Below are 15,633 nucleotides of genomic sequence, written 5' to 3' on the forward strand. Positions count from 1 at the left end.
CCGTTATTTTTAAAATAACATAAAAAATAGTGAAAATAACGGAAGGGATTTCCGTTATTGACCTAAAAAACATGAAATTTCAGGATTTTATTTAAAATAACGGTAAAACGTTCCCTTATTTTTCCTAAAACGAGTTACATCATTCAAATAGCGGTAAAATCTCCCTTTATTTTAGGAGGGCACTGAAAAACTTAATAATAAGGCACTTTCTGTCTACTAAGGCGTTTTGCCCACTCAAAGTTGGTCGGATACTTCAGTGCTTTTATTCTACCACTTTATAACGAGGGAAAATTTTCGGATTGGTGGGCCTCGCAAACGGTAATAAAGGCAGTGATAAAGACATGTATCACGTGGTTTTAGCGCGGTCTACCGTAGCCCACGAATCAATCAATTGAAATTTTATTAGAAAATCTTCCCCATGTTATGGTGATGAGCGGAATCTTTCGTTTTTAATAGATAATTTTATAGGCGGAAAGACATTTATTAGAAAAACATACAAGCTTTTCGTAACAACGAGGATATAAATTTGTTAAAATAAAAGTAGAAAGTAAAGTGGAGGTGCATGATCATAGAGAAAATAAAAAAGCTCATCCAATTAATAAGTTTTCGTGCGTTGCTAATTATCGTACTTGCTGCTACGGCATTGTTACAATTTTCTTTGATGATTGATAATGTCCGTGGTGTTACATATGATATTAAATTAACAGAATTATCACCAGAAACAATTCGTTCAATAAAAACCATTGAAGATACTGTCAAAACAGAACTGGAAGTAGAGAATGCCGAACGTTCAGTAGAACCTGTTTACATATTTAAAGAAGATGTACCAAGCCATCGTGCTACTTTCGTTACGACTATATTTGATATTGTATTGGACGTAAAAAAGGATATTGGGAATCAGGATGGCGAAGTAGCCCAATCTGAACAGCTAGAGTTATTGCGTTCAAGTCTAAAAGATATAATAGAGAATCAGCAGACCCTGATTTTATCGGATGCACAGCTATTAAATTTACTGAATGCTACACAAGGGAATATTGAATCGACACGCGATTCGCTGGCCACATTGGTAGAAGCGAATTTAAATCGTCCTCTTCGGAAGGAAAATCTGATTACATATCGTAATGACCTTGAAAGTAAGATTCGTCAGCATCCTTCCATATCGGAAGGCTTAATGAGTGTAGCTGTTGCTGTTGGACGTGCTGCTGTCGTAGAAACAGAAATACTTGATGAAGAAAAAACAGCAATTGCTGTGCAGCAAGCTAAAGATGCGGTTGAACCGACCCGGATTCTGCAAGGACAAATCATTGTTCAGGAAGGCGAAGTGGTTACTAGGGAGATTTACCGACAACTCGAATTACTGGGGATGCTGGATAGTGAGGAATCGATCAAACCAATTGCCGGTCTATTCATATTAATTCTTCTGCAGATGTCATTTTTATTTGCATTATTCGATCGTTCAAAAAAGGACCCTGCAAAAAAGCGTAACGAATTATTCGTTACGATGATTGTCTATACTATTGCATTGGTTATGATGAAATTGATTGGTATGATTGCAGGGAATTTCGATCTAACGATTGCATTTATATTCCCTTCAGCCATGGTGACTATGCTTGTTCGTGTATTGGCAAATGACCGTACAGCAAGTATTGTAACGGTAATGACCGCAGCATCTGCAGGCATTATTTTTCATGAAGGTTATTCGGCCATTTTACAGATGGATATGGCACTTTATATTTTATTTGGTGGTTTTGCATCAATTATTTTCATGCGCAGTCTGGAAAAGAGGAAAGATATTTTACAGGCCGTTGGTATTGTAACGCTTGTTAACATACTATTTATTGCATTTTATTTACTTATGGCACAATCAGGCTATGGCTTTGTGGAAATTTCATTCTATGTAGCGTCTGCAATCATATCGGGATTATTATCCGGTGCACTGATGATGGGCTTACTTCCATATTTTGAGTCTGCATTTGGACTTTTATCAGTCATGCGATTAATTGAACTATCGAACCCAAACCATCCACTTTTGAAAAAAATCTTAACGGAAACGCCTGGTACGTACCATCATAGTATTATGGTAGCGAATTTAGCAGAAGCTGCCTGTGAAGCAATTGGAGCGGATGGCTTGCTGGCAAGAGTAAGTTGCTATTATCATGATGTAGGCAAAACGCGAAGACCGATGTTCTTTATAGAAAACCAAATGGGTACAAACCCACATGATTCCATGTCACCTGAAAGCAGTGCGGAAATTATCATTGCTCACACAACTGATGGGGCAGAGCTTCTCCGCAAGCATAAAATGCCTCAGGAGATTATTGATGTTTGTTTACAGCATCATGGGACAAGTACATTGAAATACTTCTTGTTTAAGGCGAAGGAAGAAGGGAAAGAATTGGATGAAAGTATATTCCGCTATCCTGGTCCAAAGCCACAAACGAAAGAGGCAGCAATTATTAGCATTGCAGATAGTGTAGAGGCTGCAGTAAGGTCATTGCATCAGCCGAGTGCAGAAAAAATTCAAAAGCTTGTACAGACGATTATTCAGGACCGTGTGCAAGATGATCAGTTTGATGAATGTGACATTTCTTTGAAAGAACTGAAAATTATTGAAGATATTTTATGTGAAACTTTAAATGGGACGTTCCACTCGCGTATTGAATATCCAAAGGAAAAATAGGAGGGAACAAATTGTTATTAATTGATTTTTTAGATGAAACAAATGAAGTGAAAGATTCGCATTTAAAATTGGTGGAAGAACTTCTGCAGCACGCTGCAGAGCATGAAGGAATTGAAGATGGATCAGAAGTTTCGATTACGTTTGTAACGAATGAGGCCATTCATGAAATTAATCGTGAATATCGCGATAAAGATCAACCGACTGATGTTATTTCATTCGCTCTGGAAGAAATGGGTGAAGGGGAAATGCAAATTATCGGAGAAGGTATACCGCGTATATTGGGAGATATTATTATTTCGACGGACCGCACAAGAGAGCAGGCAACAGAATATGGGCATACTTTTGAGCGTGAGCTAGGCTTTTTGGCGGTGCACGGATTCTTGCATCTACTCGGGTATGACCATATGACGCCAGAAGATGAAAAAGTTATGTTCGGAAAGCAGGATGCCATTTTACAATCATACGGCTTAGGTCGTGATACAAATGAACGTCCGTAAGTTTTTCCAATCATTCCGTTATGCAATGGAGGGAATACTTACAGCTCTAAAGGAACAAAATTTCAAATTTCACTTAGTGAGTGCAATAATAGTAATCCTTGCTGGTTTATTGACAGGCTTAACTGCAGTGGAATGGAGTATTATTCTAATGGTAATTTTCCTTGTCATAGGTGCAGAGCTGATAAATACAGCAATTGAACGTGTGGTTGATCTTGCATCCCCGGAATTTCATCCTATTGCAAAGCAAGCAAAGGATGTTGCAGCAGGTGCTGTACTTGTTTTTGCGCTCGCAAGTGTTATAATCGGACTACTCATATTTTTACCAAAATGGTTTTAATTTCTTTTGGAATATAAGAATACTTACTGGAAAGTTATTACTCTGCTCGACGGTTGAACTTGGAAACAAGGTCAGGTAGTGATTAAAATAATATGTATATGTTGGGGGAACTGACGATGAACATGGAACAACTAATGGAACAATCAAAAATTGCACGTGAAAATGCCTATGTACCTTATTCAAAATTTAAAGTAGGTGCAGCATTATTGGCCGAAGACGGTACTGTATACAATGGCTGTAATATTGAAAATGCAGGATATAGTATGACTAACTGCGCGGAACGTACAGCATTTTTTAAAGCGGTTTCGGAAGGCAATATGAAATTTAAAGCACTTGCGGTTGTAGCAGATACGCCAGGTCCATGTTCCCCATGTGGGGCCTGTCGACAAGTAATGAGTGAATTTTGTGCACCAGATATGCCAGTCTACTTAACAAATATGAATGGTGACGTTCAGCAAACAACAGTAGGCGAGCTAATTCCAGGTGCTTTTAATACGGAGGATATGAAAAATGCAGGAAAATAAAGGTTACAAGTCGGGCTTTGTCTCGATTGTAGGTCGACCAAATGTCGGCAAATCAACATTCTTAAACCGAGTGATTGGTCAAAAAATCGCTATTATGTCAGACAAACCCCAAACGACGCGAAATAAAGTTCAGGGTGTATTAACACAGGAAAACTCTCAGACGATTTTTATCGATACACCGGGAATTCATAAGCCTAAACATAAGTTAGGCGAATTTATGTTAAAAACATCACGTAATGCATTAAGGGAAGTTGATGTCATTATGTTTATGGTGAATGCAGAGCAGGCAATAGGTAAAGGCGATGAATTTATCATCGAGTTACTGCAGGGCAATAAAACACCTGTATTTTTAATCATTAACAAAATCGATTTAATACACCCAGATCAATTAATGAAAATTATTGATTCCTATAAAGATAAGTTTGATTTTGCGGAGATAATTCCAATTTCGGCTTTGCAAGGAAACAATGTAGAAAATTTATTGACGACAATTGAAAAGTATTTGCCGGAAGGTCCGCAATATTATCCAGCAGACCAAGTAACAGATCACCCGGAGCGCTTTATCATCTCTGAATTAATTCGTGAAAAAGTATTGCACTTAACACGCGAAGAAATTCCGCATTCAATTGCTGTAGTGATTGAACGCATCAAGCCTCATGAAGAAAAGGAAAATATGATTCATGTGCAGGCGACTATCATGGTTGAACGTGATTCGCAAAAAGGAATTGTCATTGGGAAGCGCGGCGCCCTTTTAAAAGAAGTTGGCGTACGTGCGCGCCAGGATATCGAAATGTTGCTAGGCTCAAAAGTTTATTTAGAGCTTTGGGTAAAAGTACAAAAGGATTGGCGTAATAAGCAAACGCATTTACGTGATTTCGGCTTTAGAGAAGACGAATATTAAAAATATGAACAGATGCAGCTTTTATGTTGCATCTGTTTTTTATTCATTTTTTCATTTTTGCTAGTGTATACTTGAATAAACTTTAGTATTATAAGATATAATAGGAATTATTTTACAATAAACTTAGTAGGTGAAAGATTGAATACATTGAATAAATTTTTGCTGTCACTGTGGGTCGTCTCATTGGCAATTTTAGTGTTCGTTATGGTGACAATGAATAAAGACAATCCAATACTCATGGCAGAAGGGCAAATGACTGCACCAGTTAAAGAGCAGATTGCCCAAAATAGTAATATAAAAAAAACTTTTGATTCGGTATCTGAGCTTGAATCAGTACAGGAACCAGAGATTGAGCCACAGCCAGAAATTATAAAAGAATCTATGCGACTGGCGATGGTTGGCGATGTCCTGCTTCATTTGAGGCTCGCTCAATACCAGGACTTTACGTCATCTTTTGCAGGGGTGGCATCTACCATGCAAAGTTATGATTATTTAATTGCGAATCAGGAATCACCACCTGTAGGGAACAAATATGCATTAAGTGGCTTCCCTCAATTCTCGAGCCCTCCTCATATTGTTCGAGATCTTCAAAATGCAGGTGTAGATATGGTTACTATTGCAAATAACCATATAGTTGACAAGGGGGAAGGTGGTGTCCGTACGTTTTTTGAAAATCTAGATGAGTACGGCATGCCTTACGTAGGGGCTTATAAAAATTCTGAAGATAAAGCAAACCACCGAATTATTGAAGTAGGTTCGATAAAAATCGGATTACTTGCATATACGTATGGTACTAATGGGTTGTATTTACCAAAAGGCTCCCCATATATTATCAATTATATCGATGAGGCAAAAATAAAGACGGATATAGAATTATTAAAGGGAGAAGTAGATGTCGTAGCAGTTTCAATGCACTGGGGACCAGAATATGTATATAGCGAAAGTGACTATCAGAAGCATTTCGCAAAAGTTTTAAACGAAGCAGGGGCACATATCGTATTGGGGACACATCCGCATGTGCTGCAACCTTATAAAAAGCTTATAACTGAACAAGGCCATGAAACACATGTCTTTTATTCCCTAGGCAATTTCTTTTCGACGATTTTAACAATTCCCAACACAATGATTGGCGGGATCGCTAGCCTGGAAATTATGAAGGAAGGCGATGTCATTACCATTCACCAACCAGAGCTTTATGCAACATCCGTATTAAAGGATGCTGATGGTGTTTATCGAGTATATCCATTAAAAGATGTAGAACAGCGCTCCGTTCAAAATTTAGATTGGGTAAAGAAAATAATTGGAGATGAGGTAACCGTTTATTAAACATTTGATGTAGCAGTACGGTATAATAATACTACGATAGAATTAGAAGGATGTGCAATAGATGCTACATAAATGGGAAGGCATCGTTTTAAAAGCGCGTGCTTACGGTGAATCAAATAAAATTGTTACAATTATGACTCGTGAAGCGGGGAAAGTAGCGTGTATGGCGCGTGGAGCAAAAAAACCTACAAGCCGCCTAGCTGGTGTGACTCAGCCTTTTATGCACGGCTCATTTTTAGTACAGCGTACGTCAGGTATGGGAACATTGCAGCAAGGTGAGCATTTCAATTCAATGCGCCATATTCAAACAGACATTACAGCAACAGCCTATGCGAGCTATATTGTGGAAATTGTTGATCGTTTAGTTGAAGAAGGTAAACCCGAGCAGTATGCCTTTGAAATTTTAATACAGGCGCTAAATGCGATTGAAGAAGGCTATGACCCTGAAGCGATTACATTATTTGTAGATTGGAAGATGCTCCCGTATGCTGGGGTGCAACCAATTTTACATGCATGTGCCGGCTGTGGTGCAGTAGACGGGGAATTTGCTTTTTCATTTTCACAAGGTGGCTTTATATGTCATCGTTGTTTTCATATGGACCAGTATATCATTCGACTATCTCCAACACAGTTAAAACTCATTCGCATGTTTTATACAGTGCCGATTGATCAAGTAGGTAAGCTTGAACTGAAGTCACAGACGAAGCAATTTATAAAGAAAATTGTCACGACTATCTATGAAGAACAAACAGGAATTAGGCTGAAATCACGAAGTTTTATAGAGCAATTGGAGCGTACACCTTTATTGCAACGTGAAAAAAAGGAAGAAAACTGAATTAATTGCCTAGGAAATAAGCTAGTCAGATGGAGCGTTTCTACATTTGACTAGCTTTATTATTTGGAAGGATGATAAAGGATGCATCAGTTTACAAATGAGAATATAACGGTTTTTCAAAGTGTGCTCTATCAAACAACGTCCGCAGTAGTTAAAACAAAGCAGGCAATCATTTTAACCGATCCAAATTGGTTGCCGAATGAAATTGATGAAATAAAAGCATACATCCGATCAATTATTGGGGGCAGGAAATTATTTATTATTTATACCCATAGTGATTATGATCATATTATTGCAGCCGGGGCCTTTCCAAATGCTACGACAATAGCGAGTGAGGCATTTGTGAACCGTCCGGATAAAGAAAAAGTGTTGGAGGAAATACATCAGTTTGACGCGCAGTACTATATACAAAGAGATTATCCGATAATATATCCAACGATTGATATCGTTATTAAAGAAGATGGTCAGACAGTAGATTTGGAAGATGCGTCATGCACATTTTATTTGGCACCCGGGCATACTCAGGATGGTTTATTTACTGTGATGGAACATTATGGGGTTTTATTGGCGGGAGATTATTTATCGGACGTTGAGTTTCCCTTTATTGAGGATTTGAAATCTTATAAGAATACATTACAAAAGGCAGCAGCAATTATATCTGATAAAAAAATTCAAACACTTGTACCGGGTCATGGCCAAGTTACAAATGATTTTATCGAAATGCAAAAGCGGGTAGACGAGTCGATGTTATATTTGAATAATTTGAGTAAGGGAATTGATCAAGAAGAAGCATTGCGAAATCAATATCCTTTTTACAATGGATTGAAAGATATGCACGAATCAAATAAAAAGATAGCTTCAACATAGAAAACGCCAAGTACTTAAGGGAAACTTAATTACTTGGCTTTATTTATAGTTTCATTTCACTTTTGCTTCTTGCTGACCTTATAGTTCACTACTTACCATTTGATCCATACGTTCCATTACACGTCTTTTCCGATAGAGCATCATTCCTGCTTCGGAAATATCTTCAATCATAGATTTGTTAATAAATGCCCCGAAAATCATACCTGCCACTGGAATCATCTGGAATAGCTTTTTCATACCAAAATTGTCTCTGTACGTATAAAATACTTCCTGCCATCCTTGCAGTTGGGATACCATATTTTCGGAAGAGCGGGGCTGTTCATAGTTTTGGGCAAGTTCATTTAATATCGCCTCTTTACCGACGATATCGGATGAAGCGAATTGCAGACATTTAACAATAAAAATACGCTCTGTTTTTTCATTTGGATCATAACCATGAATCAGCGCAATTTCCTGCAATGTTTTTAAAGCAATGCCCAATATAACGGGGATATCAATTGCTAATGTAAAAATACCGCCAACCCCCGTAGATGCCCCCTGTACCGTAGCAATATTCGCCCGGTTTTTCTGAAGCTTTTCACTAATTGCCACCATATCATCTATCGGCATTTGACCAATGTCTTGTATGGACGAAACCGAGTGCAATGTATGCTTTTGAATATGGCGCATCATTGTCTTCTCACTTACTAAATATTTACCGCCCGTTTGCACATAACTTACTAGTTCATCTACTAATACTGAAATTTTTTCCTGAATGAATTTAGGTGTTAATTTATCAAGTATTTTGAATGGAATACGACCAATTTTTTCCCAAAACCATAAGCCGCTTTGGTCTTTTTCCCATTGTTGAATAGCCTGTAAATAATCCTCCAGCTGTTGTTTAGTTTCCAAAGTTCATCCTCCTAATAGACCTGCTAGTCAATTTACGAATTCAAGCAGTAAAGGTTTCATCGCTGTTACTCCAATTGTGTTAACAAGGGAGCTACATCTTCCATTAATCGTTCATAAAATAATTCTTCAAGTTTGAGATGGTTATGATGCTGCTTCTGTTCGAAAAGACTGTACATTTTCTCGATTTTCTCGTTTGAAAAGCGGAAATGATGGTTGAAATGGTCACGTTTATTGTCCTCGCTTAAATGCATATAGCCTCGAATGATTGTATACAGTTGATGGTATTTTTTATTAGCTTGCTCATACGCTTCTCTACTTAAACAACCTAAAGCACTGCCTGGTTCATCAAAGCGGCGATAAAAATCCTTCGCTTCACGATAGGCTTCAAGCTGCATATTTGCGGTATATAAAATGTGGTGCTGCCCACGATGGTCCGGACATTCGAAATGGAGTATCGCTTTGACAAGTTGAGAGATTTTATCATACGTATCTAAAGGTTTTACAGATGTGTCTTTTAACTGAAAAAACATAATTCCACCTCGTTGTTTATCTTTTCAGAAAATTATAGCGTATATCAAATTGAAATGTTAGTAATCTCTTTCTATTTTTACCATTTTAATAAAGGAATTTGATGTTGGTATAAAATGCTCGTTTAGGAATAAAAAAGCTACAATAAACTAATATATTGTAGAATAATTTTGACAATTCAGAAATTTATTATGTATAATATCGTTATAAGAAAGTAGTTACACAATATGCGTAATTGGAGGTTATATTATGAATCTACCTAAAGTTCAATTTACAGAAGAACAAAAACAATTTAGACAGGAAGTGCGGAGCTTTTTAAAACAACATATTGAGAAAGGGACCTTTGAGACTCGTTGTGATTCATGGTTGAGTGGATCGAATCCTGATTTCTCTAAAATTGTAGCAGAGCAGGGCTGGATTGGGATGACTTGGCCGAAGCAGTATGGAGGCAAAGAACGCAGTACGTTAGACCGTTACATTTTAACAGAGGAATTTTTGGCATTTGGAGCTCCAGTAGCTGCTCATTGGTTTGCTGACCGTCAAACTGGACCGCTGTTACTGCGTTTTGGTACAGAATATCAAAAGGAATTCTTCCTGCCAAAAATTATAAAGGGTGAATGTTTCTTCGCTATTGGGTTAAGTGAACCAAACAGTGGATCAGATTTAGCGTCCGTTACAACACGTGCCGAAAAAGTTGAAGGTGGCTGGATAGTAAACGGTGCAAAAACTTGGTCCAGTAATGCCCAGGACTCACATTACATGGTAACGCTTATTCGTACGGAACCATTAGGTGAAAAAAAGCACGAAGGTCTTTCGCAGTTTATTATCGATTTGAAAGGTGAGGGAGTGACTATTACGCCAATTCGCTATTTGACAGGGGAGCCACATTTCAATGATGTATTTTTCGATAATGTATTTGTTCCGGATGAAATGGTCGTCGGAACACTAGGCAACGGGTGGAAGCAAGGTTTGGCAGAGCTGGCATTTGAGCGTAGTGGACCTGAGCGTATTTTAAGTACATTCCCGCTTTTAAATGAAGCGATAGAGCAATTAAAGAAAAAGAGAGATTATGCCGGATTGGAAGAGGCAATGAAACTAGTTGCAGAGCTTTGGTCATTGCGTAATTTATCTATCGGTGTCGCTAAAGTACTTGAAGAAGGTGGCGAAGTAAATATTCCTGCAGCACTTGTAAAAAGTATCGGTACGAAATTTGAACAGAAAATTCCGGAGATCGTACGTTTATTGCTTGACGTTTATCCGGATCTACAAAGCGAAAAAGAGATTGAACGTTATTTGGCAGAATCCATTTTACATGCACCTGGCTTCACGATTCGTGGTGGCACATCCGAAGTTCTATACGGAATTTTAGCAAAGGGGGTTATTGCACAATGAGTGAAATAAAAGAGATGGTCGCAGAAGTAGTAGAAAAAGTATTGAAACATAAAGTCGAAAAAGAAACGGTGGATTTACTGGAGGAGAATCTCTGGGCTGAAAATGTATGGCAACTCTTACTTGAAAATGAATTGCACAATGTAGCAGTCAGTGAAGAAGAGGGGGGGGCAGGTGGAGATATTGAAGATTTACTGGAACTGTATGGCCTGATTGGAAAGTATGCTGCACCTGTTCCATTCATTGAGCATACATTAGCCAACTATTTACTAAAACAGATTGATATAAAAGGGTATGAGCAGTTGACAACGTACAGTATTACTGCCCCGCTTCAGCTTAAGGAAGATGCTTTGTTTGGTACGTTAAAGCATGTTCCGTGGGCTAAATACGCTGAGAAGATCGTTGCATTGGCACAGGAGGGTTCACAGCAGTTTATCGTTGTTGCAGATCTGGAAAATGCGGTATTGAAAAATGGGACAAACCTAGCTGCAGAACCAAGATCAGAAGTTGTTTTCGAAAATATGAAAGCGCTTCAAAAAGTACCGATTACTGCAAAACAGTATATGTCACTTTCGAAATTGGTTACAGCAGCATCTGTCAGTAAAATGAACGGTGCCCTTACGACAGTATTCCAGCTAAGTGTGCAATTCAGCAAGGAGCGCGAGCAATTTGGCCGACCAATTCATCGATTCCAGCTCGTGCAGCAGCATTTGGCGAATATGGCTGGCGAACAGACGTTAATGACAGTAGCAACGAACAATGTGCAAACATTATTGGGCGACGGACAAGAGGGGCTCGAAGTAGCGTATACACGATTACGAATGGATGATGCAAGCCGCGCAGTTGCCACTGCCGCACATCAGGTTCACGCAGCAATCGGCGTTACACACGAGCATCGATTACATCAATTTACACGTCGCTTATGGGCTTGGAGAGATGAGGAATTTACGGCTCGCTATTGGAAGCAGCAGTTAGCTAAGCAGATGCTAGAGTCGAAAATGGATTTATGGGAAAGTATTACAGAACAAAATGAAGCGCATGTTCATGCATAAGGAGGAAGAAAATATGGCGGATTTATTATTTGATGTGAAGGATCATATTGCAACGATTACACTGAATCGTCCAGATAGTATGAATGCATTTAGCGAAGAAATGATTTTATCGTGGATTAAGGCTTTGGAAGAAGTACGGGATAATGATGATATACGTGTTGTCATTTTAAAAGGTAACGGCAAAGCATTTTGCGCCGGTGGTGATGTGAAAGCGATGATTGCTGGAAATGGATTTTTCAATAGTGAAGAAGATATTACTTCAACAGCTTTGGCTCGTAAAAACTCGTTATGGAAAAAGGTTCAGCGTGTCCCTCTTCTCCTTGAAGAAATCGATAAGCCGGTCATTGCACAAATGCATGGATTTGCGATGGGTGCGGGGCTGGATATGGCATTAATGTGTGATATCCGAATTGCTGCACAATCTGCTAAGTTCTCAGAAAGCTATATTAATGTTGGGATTGTTCCAGGAGACGGGGGTGCGTATTTTTTACCTCGTATTGTAGGAATTGATCAGGCGCTTGATATGTTATGGACAGCGCGCGTATTAACAGCCGAGGAAGCGAAGGAAACACGTTTAGTTACCTACGTTGTCAATGACGATGAACTTGAGGACTATACATTGAATTATGCGAAAAAATTAGCTGCTGGACCAATTGAATCAATAAAAATTATTAAGCGTGCGGTTTACCAAAGCCAAACAATGAGCTTACGTTCGTCGCTGGATTATATATCTTCAAAAATGGGCCTAGTAACGGAATTACCGACATACGAAGAAGGGGTTAAAGCAATTGTAGAAAAACGAAAAGCCGTATTTAAATAATACATCTCAAAAGGGGTATGCGGATGAAGAAAAAAATGCTCGCAGCTATTTCGATAGCTGCTATGTTGTTGGTAGGTTGTCAAAGTAATATTGAGCGATATGGGGAGCCTTTAATTTTTACTACAGGTACAACAACAGGTGTCTTTTATTCACTTGGTGCAGGAATTTCTACAATGTGGACAAATGAGCTGGAAAAGCGTGTCGCTTCACAGGCATCTAATGGAAGTATTGAAAACTTGAATTTAATGCGAAAAGGCGAGGCGAATATTTCCTTTACAACAGTCAATATTGCATATGAAGCTTACAACGGTGTAGGAAGCTTCGAAGGAAGGCAATATGAGAACGTTCGTATATTAGGGAACTTATATCCAAATATCAGTCATATTATTGTGAAAAAAAACGATAAATACAAATCGATTGAAGATTTAAAAGGAACTAGCTTCGTATTCGGAGCAGCGGGGAGTGCCACTGAAGTGGAATCTCGACTTGTCCTTGAGGCACATGGCATTGGGGAAAATGATATTAAAGCCAACTATGTCGGGTTTACGGAAGCTACAGATTTAATGCGAAATGGTCAAGTGGAAGGTGTCAATATATACACAGGGGTACCAGCAGCAGCCGCGACAGAGCTTATTTCAACAGTAGATTCCAGAGTATTAAGCATGTCTGATAGCGCAATTGACTATTTAGTGGAAGAATACCCTTGGAACTTTGCTTATACAATCGAGCCAAACACATATGATAAACAGCCGGAAGCAATTCAAACTGTCGGTCAATACAGTACGATCGTCATTGATGAAAGTGTAAATGAAGAAACCGTTTATCAGTTAACGAAAGCTTTATGGGAAAACTTAAGTTCACTTGAAAAATCCTACAGTATTGCAAAGCAGTTCAGTCCGGAAAATGCGGTTTCGGGAACAGCGGATATTCCGCTTCATCCAGGAGCAGAGCGCTATTATCGCGAAATTGGTGTTGTCGAATAAAAGTAAAGGGATAAGGAGGAAACTTTATGACTGGAAAACCTCTTGAAAAAGATGAGCTACAGCAGCTAATGGATCTTGAAGATAAAAATATAAATTCACGTACCTATATTGGTCTATTTGGCAAAATCGTCGTTGGGGTTGCAATTATTTGGTCGATTTTTCAAATTTATATGAGCAGCATTGGCGTAATGGAAGCAACAAAGTTTCGTGCATGGCATTTAGGATTTCTACTTTTATTTAGCTTTATTTTTTATCCCGCAACAAAGAAAAGTGTAGGGACGAGAAGGTTGCCTACATGGTTTGACAGTATTTGTATTACGTTATCGATATTCGTGACATTATATTTTGTTATTGTATATGACATTCTTGTTCGTGACCGAGCAGGGGAAAATACGATTCTTGATCTATGGGTCGGTGCGATTGCCATTTTACTATTATTTGAAGCGGCACGTCGTGTAGTCGGCAATGCATTGACATTAATAGCATTATTTTTCCTAGCTTACAATTTCTTTGGTGCCTATATCCCAGGTATACTTGGACATTACGGCTTCAGTTTAGAGCGAATTATTAACATTATGTTCTGGGGTGGACAAGGTATTTTCGGTACAGCACTTGGTGTATCGGCAACATACATTTTCATTTTCGTACTGTTTGGTGCCTTCTTGAAAAATAGTGGCTTTTCGGATTTTATTAACGATTTAGCGCTAACGATTGCAGGTCGAACAGCAGGTGGACCGGCTAAAGTTGCAGTATTCGCGAGTGCGCTTATGGCAACTATTAGCGGGAGTGCTGTAAGTAATGTTGTAACAACAGGTACAGTAACTATTCCAATGATGAAAAAGGCTGGTTATTCGAAAAAATTCGCCGGTGCTGTAGAGGCAGTTGCTTCAACCGGGGGCTTGATTGCACCTCCTGTAATGGGGGCTGCTGCTTTCATTATGGCTGAGTACTTAGGAGTTTCGTATTCAGTTGTTATGCTGGCTGCGATTATCCCGGCAGTGCTCTACTATTTAACACTGTTTATGATCGTCCATTTTGAAGCGAAGAAAATGGGGTTATCGGGTATTTCAAAGGAAAATATTCCAATAGCCAAGCAAGTTTTGAAAAATGGTGGACACTTATTGATTCCATTATTTATTTTATTATTTATGTTGTTTGCCGGTTATTCGCCACTATATGCAGCCATTTTTGCGTTATTCTCGATCGTGCCGACAGCGGCCATCCGCAAGCACACACGCATGAACTTGAAAACGGTGATTGATTCGGTCGTCGAAGGGGTCAAAGGAGCAATCAGTGTAGGGATTGCCTGTGCCATAGTCGGTATCGTTATTGCAACAATTACGTTGACGAGTATCGGTTTAATCATCGGTAACAACGTATTAAGCTTTGCTGGCGACAGTGTTATGTTGGCGGCTATATTAACAGCGGTTATTAGTATCGTGTTAGGAATGGGTATCCCAGCCACTGCGGCATATATTATTGTGGCAACCATTTCAGTACCGATTTTAACGCAATTAGGTGTACCGGCGATAGCAGCTCATATGTTTGCCTTTTACTTTGCTGCTTTATCCAGTATTACACCACCTGTAGCGTTGGCGCCATATGCAGCGGCCGGTATTGCAGGGGAATCCCCAAATAAAGTATCGTTTGAGTCGGTTCGTTTAGGGATGATTGGTTTTATTGTACCGTTCTTCTTCATTTTCAATCCGGCCCTCCTATTAACAGGCGGTACAATTGGAGAATATATTATTGCAGCGATTACGGCATGTATCGGTGGGGTATCAATTGCGGCTGGGATTAAAGGTTATTTATTCCGCCGGACATATTTTATCGAGCGAATTGTCTTCTTTTTTGCAGGCATAGCACTAATGGATACGACTTTACTCTATAACTTAATAGCATTGGCAATGATTGCTATTGCTGTTGCAACACAAATTATGATGAAGCAGCCTGAACGTAAAGTTGCACCATCATTAATAAAAGGTGAAGAAGCGAGGTGATGG

General features: G+C 38.9%; 15 protein-coding genes. 13 read left to right on the top strand and 2 right to left on the bottom strand.

What is annotated here, in order from left to right:
* Positions 1 to 562: 562 nt before the first annotated feature.
* The 8 genes from SNE38_RS10195 (at position 563) to SNE38_RS10230 (ending at position 7,967) form a co-directional block, all read left to right on the top strand.
* Positions 563 to 2,680: an HD family phosphohydrolase gene (locus tag SNE38_RS10195; protein WP_191702476.1), complete on the top strand. Its 2,118-nt coding sequence runs from the start codon at positions 563 to 565 to the stop codon at positions 2,678 to 2,680.
* Between the two features lie 11 nt (positions 2,681 to 2,691).
* Positions 2,692 to 3,177: an rRNA maturation RNase YbeY gene (gene ybeY / locus SNE38_RS10200; RefSeq protein WP_191702477.1), complete on the top strand. Its 486-nt coding sequence runs from the start codon at positions 2,692 to 2,694 to the stop codon at positions 3,175 to 3,177.
* Positions 3,164 to 3,514, top strand: a complete 351-nt coding sequence (locus tag SNE38_RS10205; protein ID WP_191702478.1) for a diacylglycerol kinase family protein — start codon at positions 3,164 to 3,166, stop codon at positions 3,512 to 3,514. The genes ybeY and SNE38_RS10205 overlap by 14 nt, the downstream gene beginning before the upstream one ends.
* Positions 3,515 to 3,630: 116 nt before the next feature.
* Positions 3,631 to 4,038 (top strand): cytidine deaminase, encoded by a 408-nt coding sequence (locus tag SNE38_RS10210; RefSeq protein WP_191702479.1) that lies wholly within the window; start codon positions 3,631 to 3,633, stop codon positions 4,036 to 4,038.
* Positions 4,025 to 4,939 (top strand): GTPase Era, encoded by a 915-nt coding sequence (era, locus tag SNE38_RS10215; protein ID WP_191702480.1) that lies wholly within the window; start codon positions 4,025 to 4,027, stop codon positions 4,937 to 4,939. The genes SNE38_RS10210 and era overlap by 14 nt, the downstream gene beginning before the upstream one ends.
* A gap of 138 nt (positions 4,940 to 5,077) precedes the next feature.
* Entirely contained in the window at positions 5,078 to 6,265 is a 1,188-nt protein-coding gene (locus SNE38_RS10220) for a CapA family protein (RefSeq protein ID WP_191702481.1), read from the top strand.
* Between the two features lie 61 nt (positions 6,266 to 6,326).
* Positions 6,327 to 7,100, top strand: a complete 774-nt coding sequence (gene recO, locus SNE38_RS10225) for a DNA repair protein RecO (protein ID WP_191702482.1) — start codon at positions 6,327 to 6,329, stop codon at positions 7,098 to 7,100.
* A gap of 81 nt (positions 7,101 to 7,181) precedes the next feature.
* Entirely contained in the window at positions 7,182 to 7,967 is a 786-nt protein-coding gene (locus SNE38_RS10230) for an MBL fold metallo-hydrolase (RefSeq protein ID WP_191702483.1), read from the top strand.
* A gap of 78 nt (positions 7,968 to 8,045) precedes the next feature.
* Here SNE38_RS10230 and SNE38_RS10235 read toward each other — a convergent pair whose 3' ends face one another.
* Positions 8,046 to 8,858: an EcsC family protein gene (locus SNE38_RS10235; RefSeq protein ID WP_191702484.1), complete on the bottom strand. Its 813-nt coding sequence runs from the start codon at positions 8,856 to 8,858 to the stop codon at positions 8,046 to 8,048.
* 65 nt (positions 8,859 to 8,923) lie between these two features.
* Positions 8,924 to 9,388: a hypothetical protein gene (locus SNE38_RS10240; protein ID WP_191702485.1), complete on the bottom strand. Its 465-nt coding sequence runs from the start codon at positions 9,386 to 9,388 to the stop codon at positions 8,924 to 8,926.
* Between the two features lie 247 nt (positions 9,389 to 9,635).
* Here SNE38_RS10240 and SNE38_RS10245 point away from each other — a divergent pair, with 247 nt between their 5' ends.
* From SNE38_RS10245 to SNE38_RS10265, 5 genes are read left to right on the top strand one after another with little or no spacing between them, the layout of a single operon-like run.
* Complete coding sequence (locus SNE38_RS10245) at positions 9,636 to 10,778, top strand: acyl-CoA dehydrogenase family protein (RefSeq protein WP_191702486.1); 1,143 nt, start codon at positions 9,636 to 9,638, stop codon at positions 10,776 to 10,778.
* Positions 10,775 to 11,827: an acyl-CoA dehydrogenase family protein gene (locus SNE38_RS10250; protein ID WP_191702487.1), complete on the top strand. Its 1,053-nt coding sequence runs from the start codon at positions 10,775 to 10,777 to the stop codon at positions 11,825 to 11,827. The genes SNE38_RS10245 and SNE38_RS10250 overlap by 4 nt, the downstream gene beginning before the upstream one ends.
* Before the next feature lie 13 nt (positions 11,828 to 11,840).
* Positions 11,841 to 12,647 carry an enoyl-CoA hydratase/isomerase family protein gene (locus SNE38_RS10255; protein WP_191698292.1) on the top strand — a complete coding sequence of 269 codons (807 nt, stop codon included), beginning with the start codon at positions 11,841 to 11,843 and terminating at the stop codon, positions 12,645 to 12,647.
* 23 nt (positions 12,648 to 12,670) lie between these two features.
* Positions 12,671 to 13,630, top strand: coding sequence for a TAXI family TRAP transporter solute-binding subunit (locus SNE38_RS10260; protein WP_336046444.1), 960 nt, complete (start codon positions 12,671 to 12,673; stop codon positions 13,628 to 13,630).
* Positions 13,631 to 13,656: 26 nt separating this feature from the next.
* Positions 13,657 to 15,630, top strand: coding sequence for a TRAP transporter permease (locus tag SNE38_RS10265; RefSeq protein ID WP_336046445.1), 1,974 nt, complete (start codon positions 13,657 to 13,659; stop codon positions 15,628 to 15,630).
* Positions 15,631 to 15,633: the final 3 nt, after the last annotated feature.

Origin of the sequence: Solibacillus ferritrahens, from assembly GCF_037027585.1 — a bacterium.
GTDB classification, from domain to species: domain Bacteria; phylum Bacillota; class Bacilli; order Bacillales_A; family Planococcaceae; genus Solibacillus; species Solibacillus ferritrahens.

Excerpts from the sequence above, each read along its gene's own strand:
- SNE38_RS10195 (WP_191702476.1), top strand. The coding sequence starts at position 563 with ATGATCATAGAGAAAATAAAAAAGCTCATCCAATTAATAAGTTTTCGT.
- SNE38_RS10205 (WP_191702478.1), top strand. The coding sequence starts at position 3,164 with ATGAACGTCCGTAAGTTTTTCCAATCATTCCGTTATGCAATGGAGGGA.
- SNE38_RS10210 (WP_191702479.1), top strand. The coding sequence starts at position 3,631 with ATGAACATGGAACAACTAATGGAACAATCAAAAATTGCACGTGAAAAT.
- era (WP_191702480.1), top strand. The coding sequence starts at position 4,025 with ATGCAGGAAAATAAAGGTTACAAGTCGGGCTTTGTCTCGATTGTAGGT.
- recO (WP_191702482.1), top strand. The coding sequence starts at position 6,327 with ATGCTACATAAATGGGAAGGCATCGTTTTAAAAGCGCGTGCTTACGGT.
- SNE38_RS10230 (WP_191702483.1), top strand. The coding sequence starts at position 7,182 with ATGCATCAGTTTACAAATGAGAATATAACGGTTTTTCAAAGTGTGCTC.
- SNE38_RS10240 (WP_191702485.1), bottom strand. The coding sequence starts at position 9,388 with ATGTTTTTTCAGTTAAAAGACACATCTGTAAAACCTTTAGATACGTAT.
- SNE38_RS10245 (WP_191702486.1), top strand. The coding sequence starts at position 9,636 with ATGAATCTACCTAAAGTTCAATTTACAGAAGAACAAAAACAATTTAGA.
- SNE38_RS10250 (WP_191702487.1), top strand. The coding sequence starts at position 10,775 with ATGAGTGAAATAAAAGAGATGGTCGCAGAAGTAGTAGAAAAAGTATTG.
- SNE38_RS10255 (WP_191698292.1), top strand. The coding sequence starts at position 11,841 with ATGGCGGATTTATTATTTGATGTGAAGGATCATATTGCAACGATTACA.
- SNE38_RS10260 (WP_336046444.1), top strand. The coding sequence starts at position 12,671 with ATGAAGAAAAAAATGCTCGCAGCTATTTCGATAGCTGCTATGTTGTTG.
- SNE38_RS10265 (WP_336046445.1), top strand. The coding sequence starts at position 13,657 with ATGACTGGAAAACCTCTTGAAAAAGATGAGCTACAGCAGCTAATGGAT.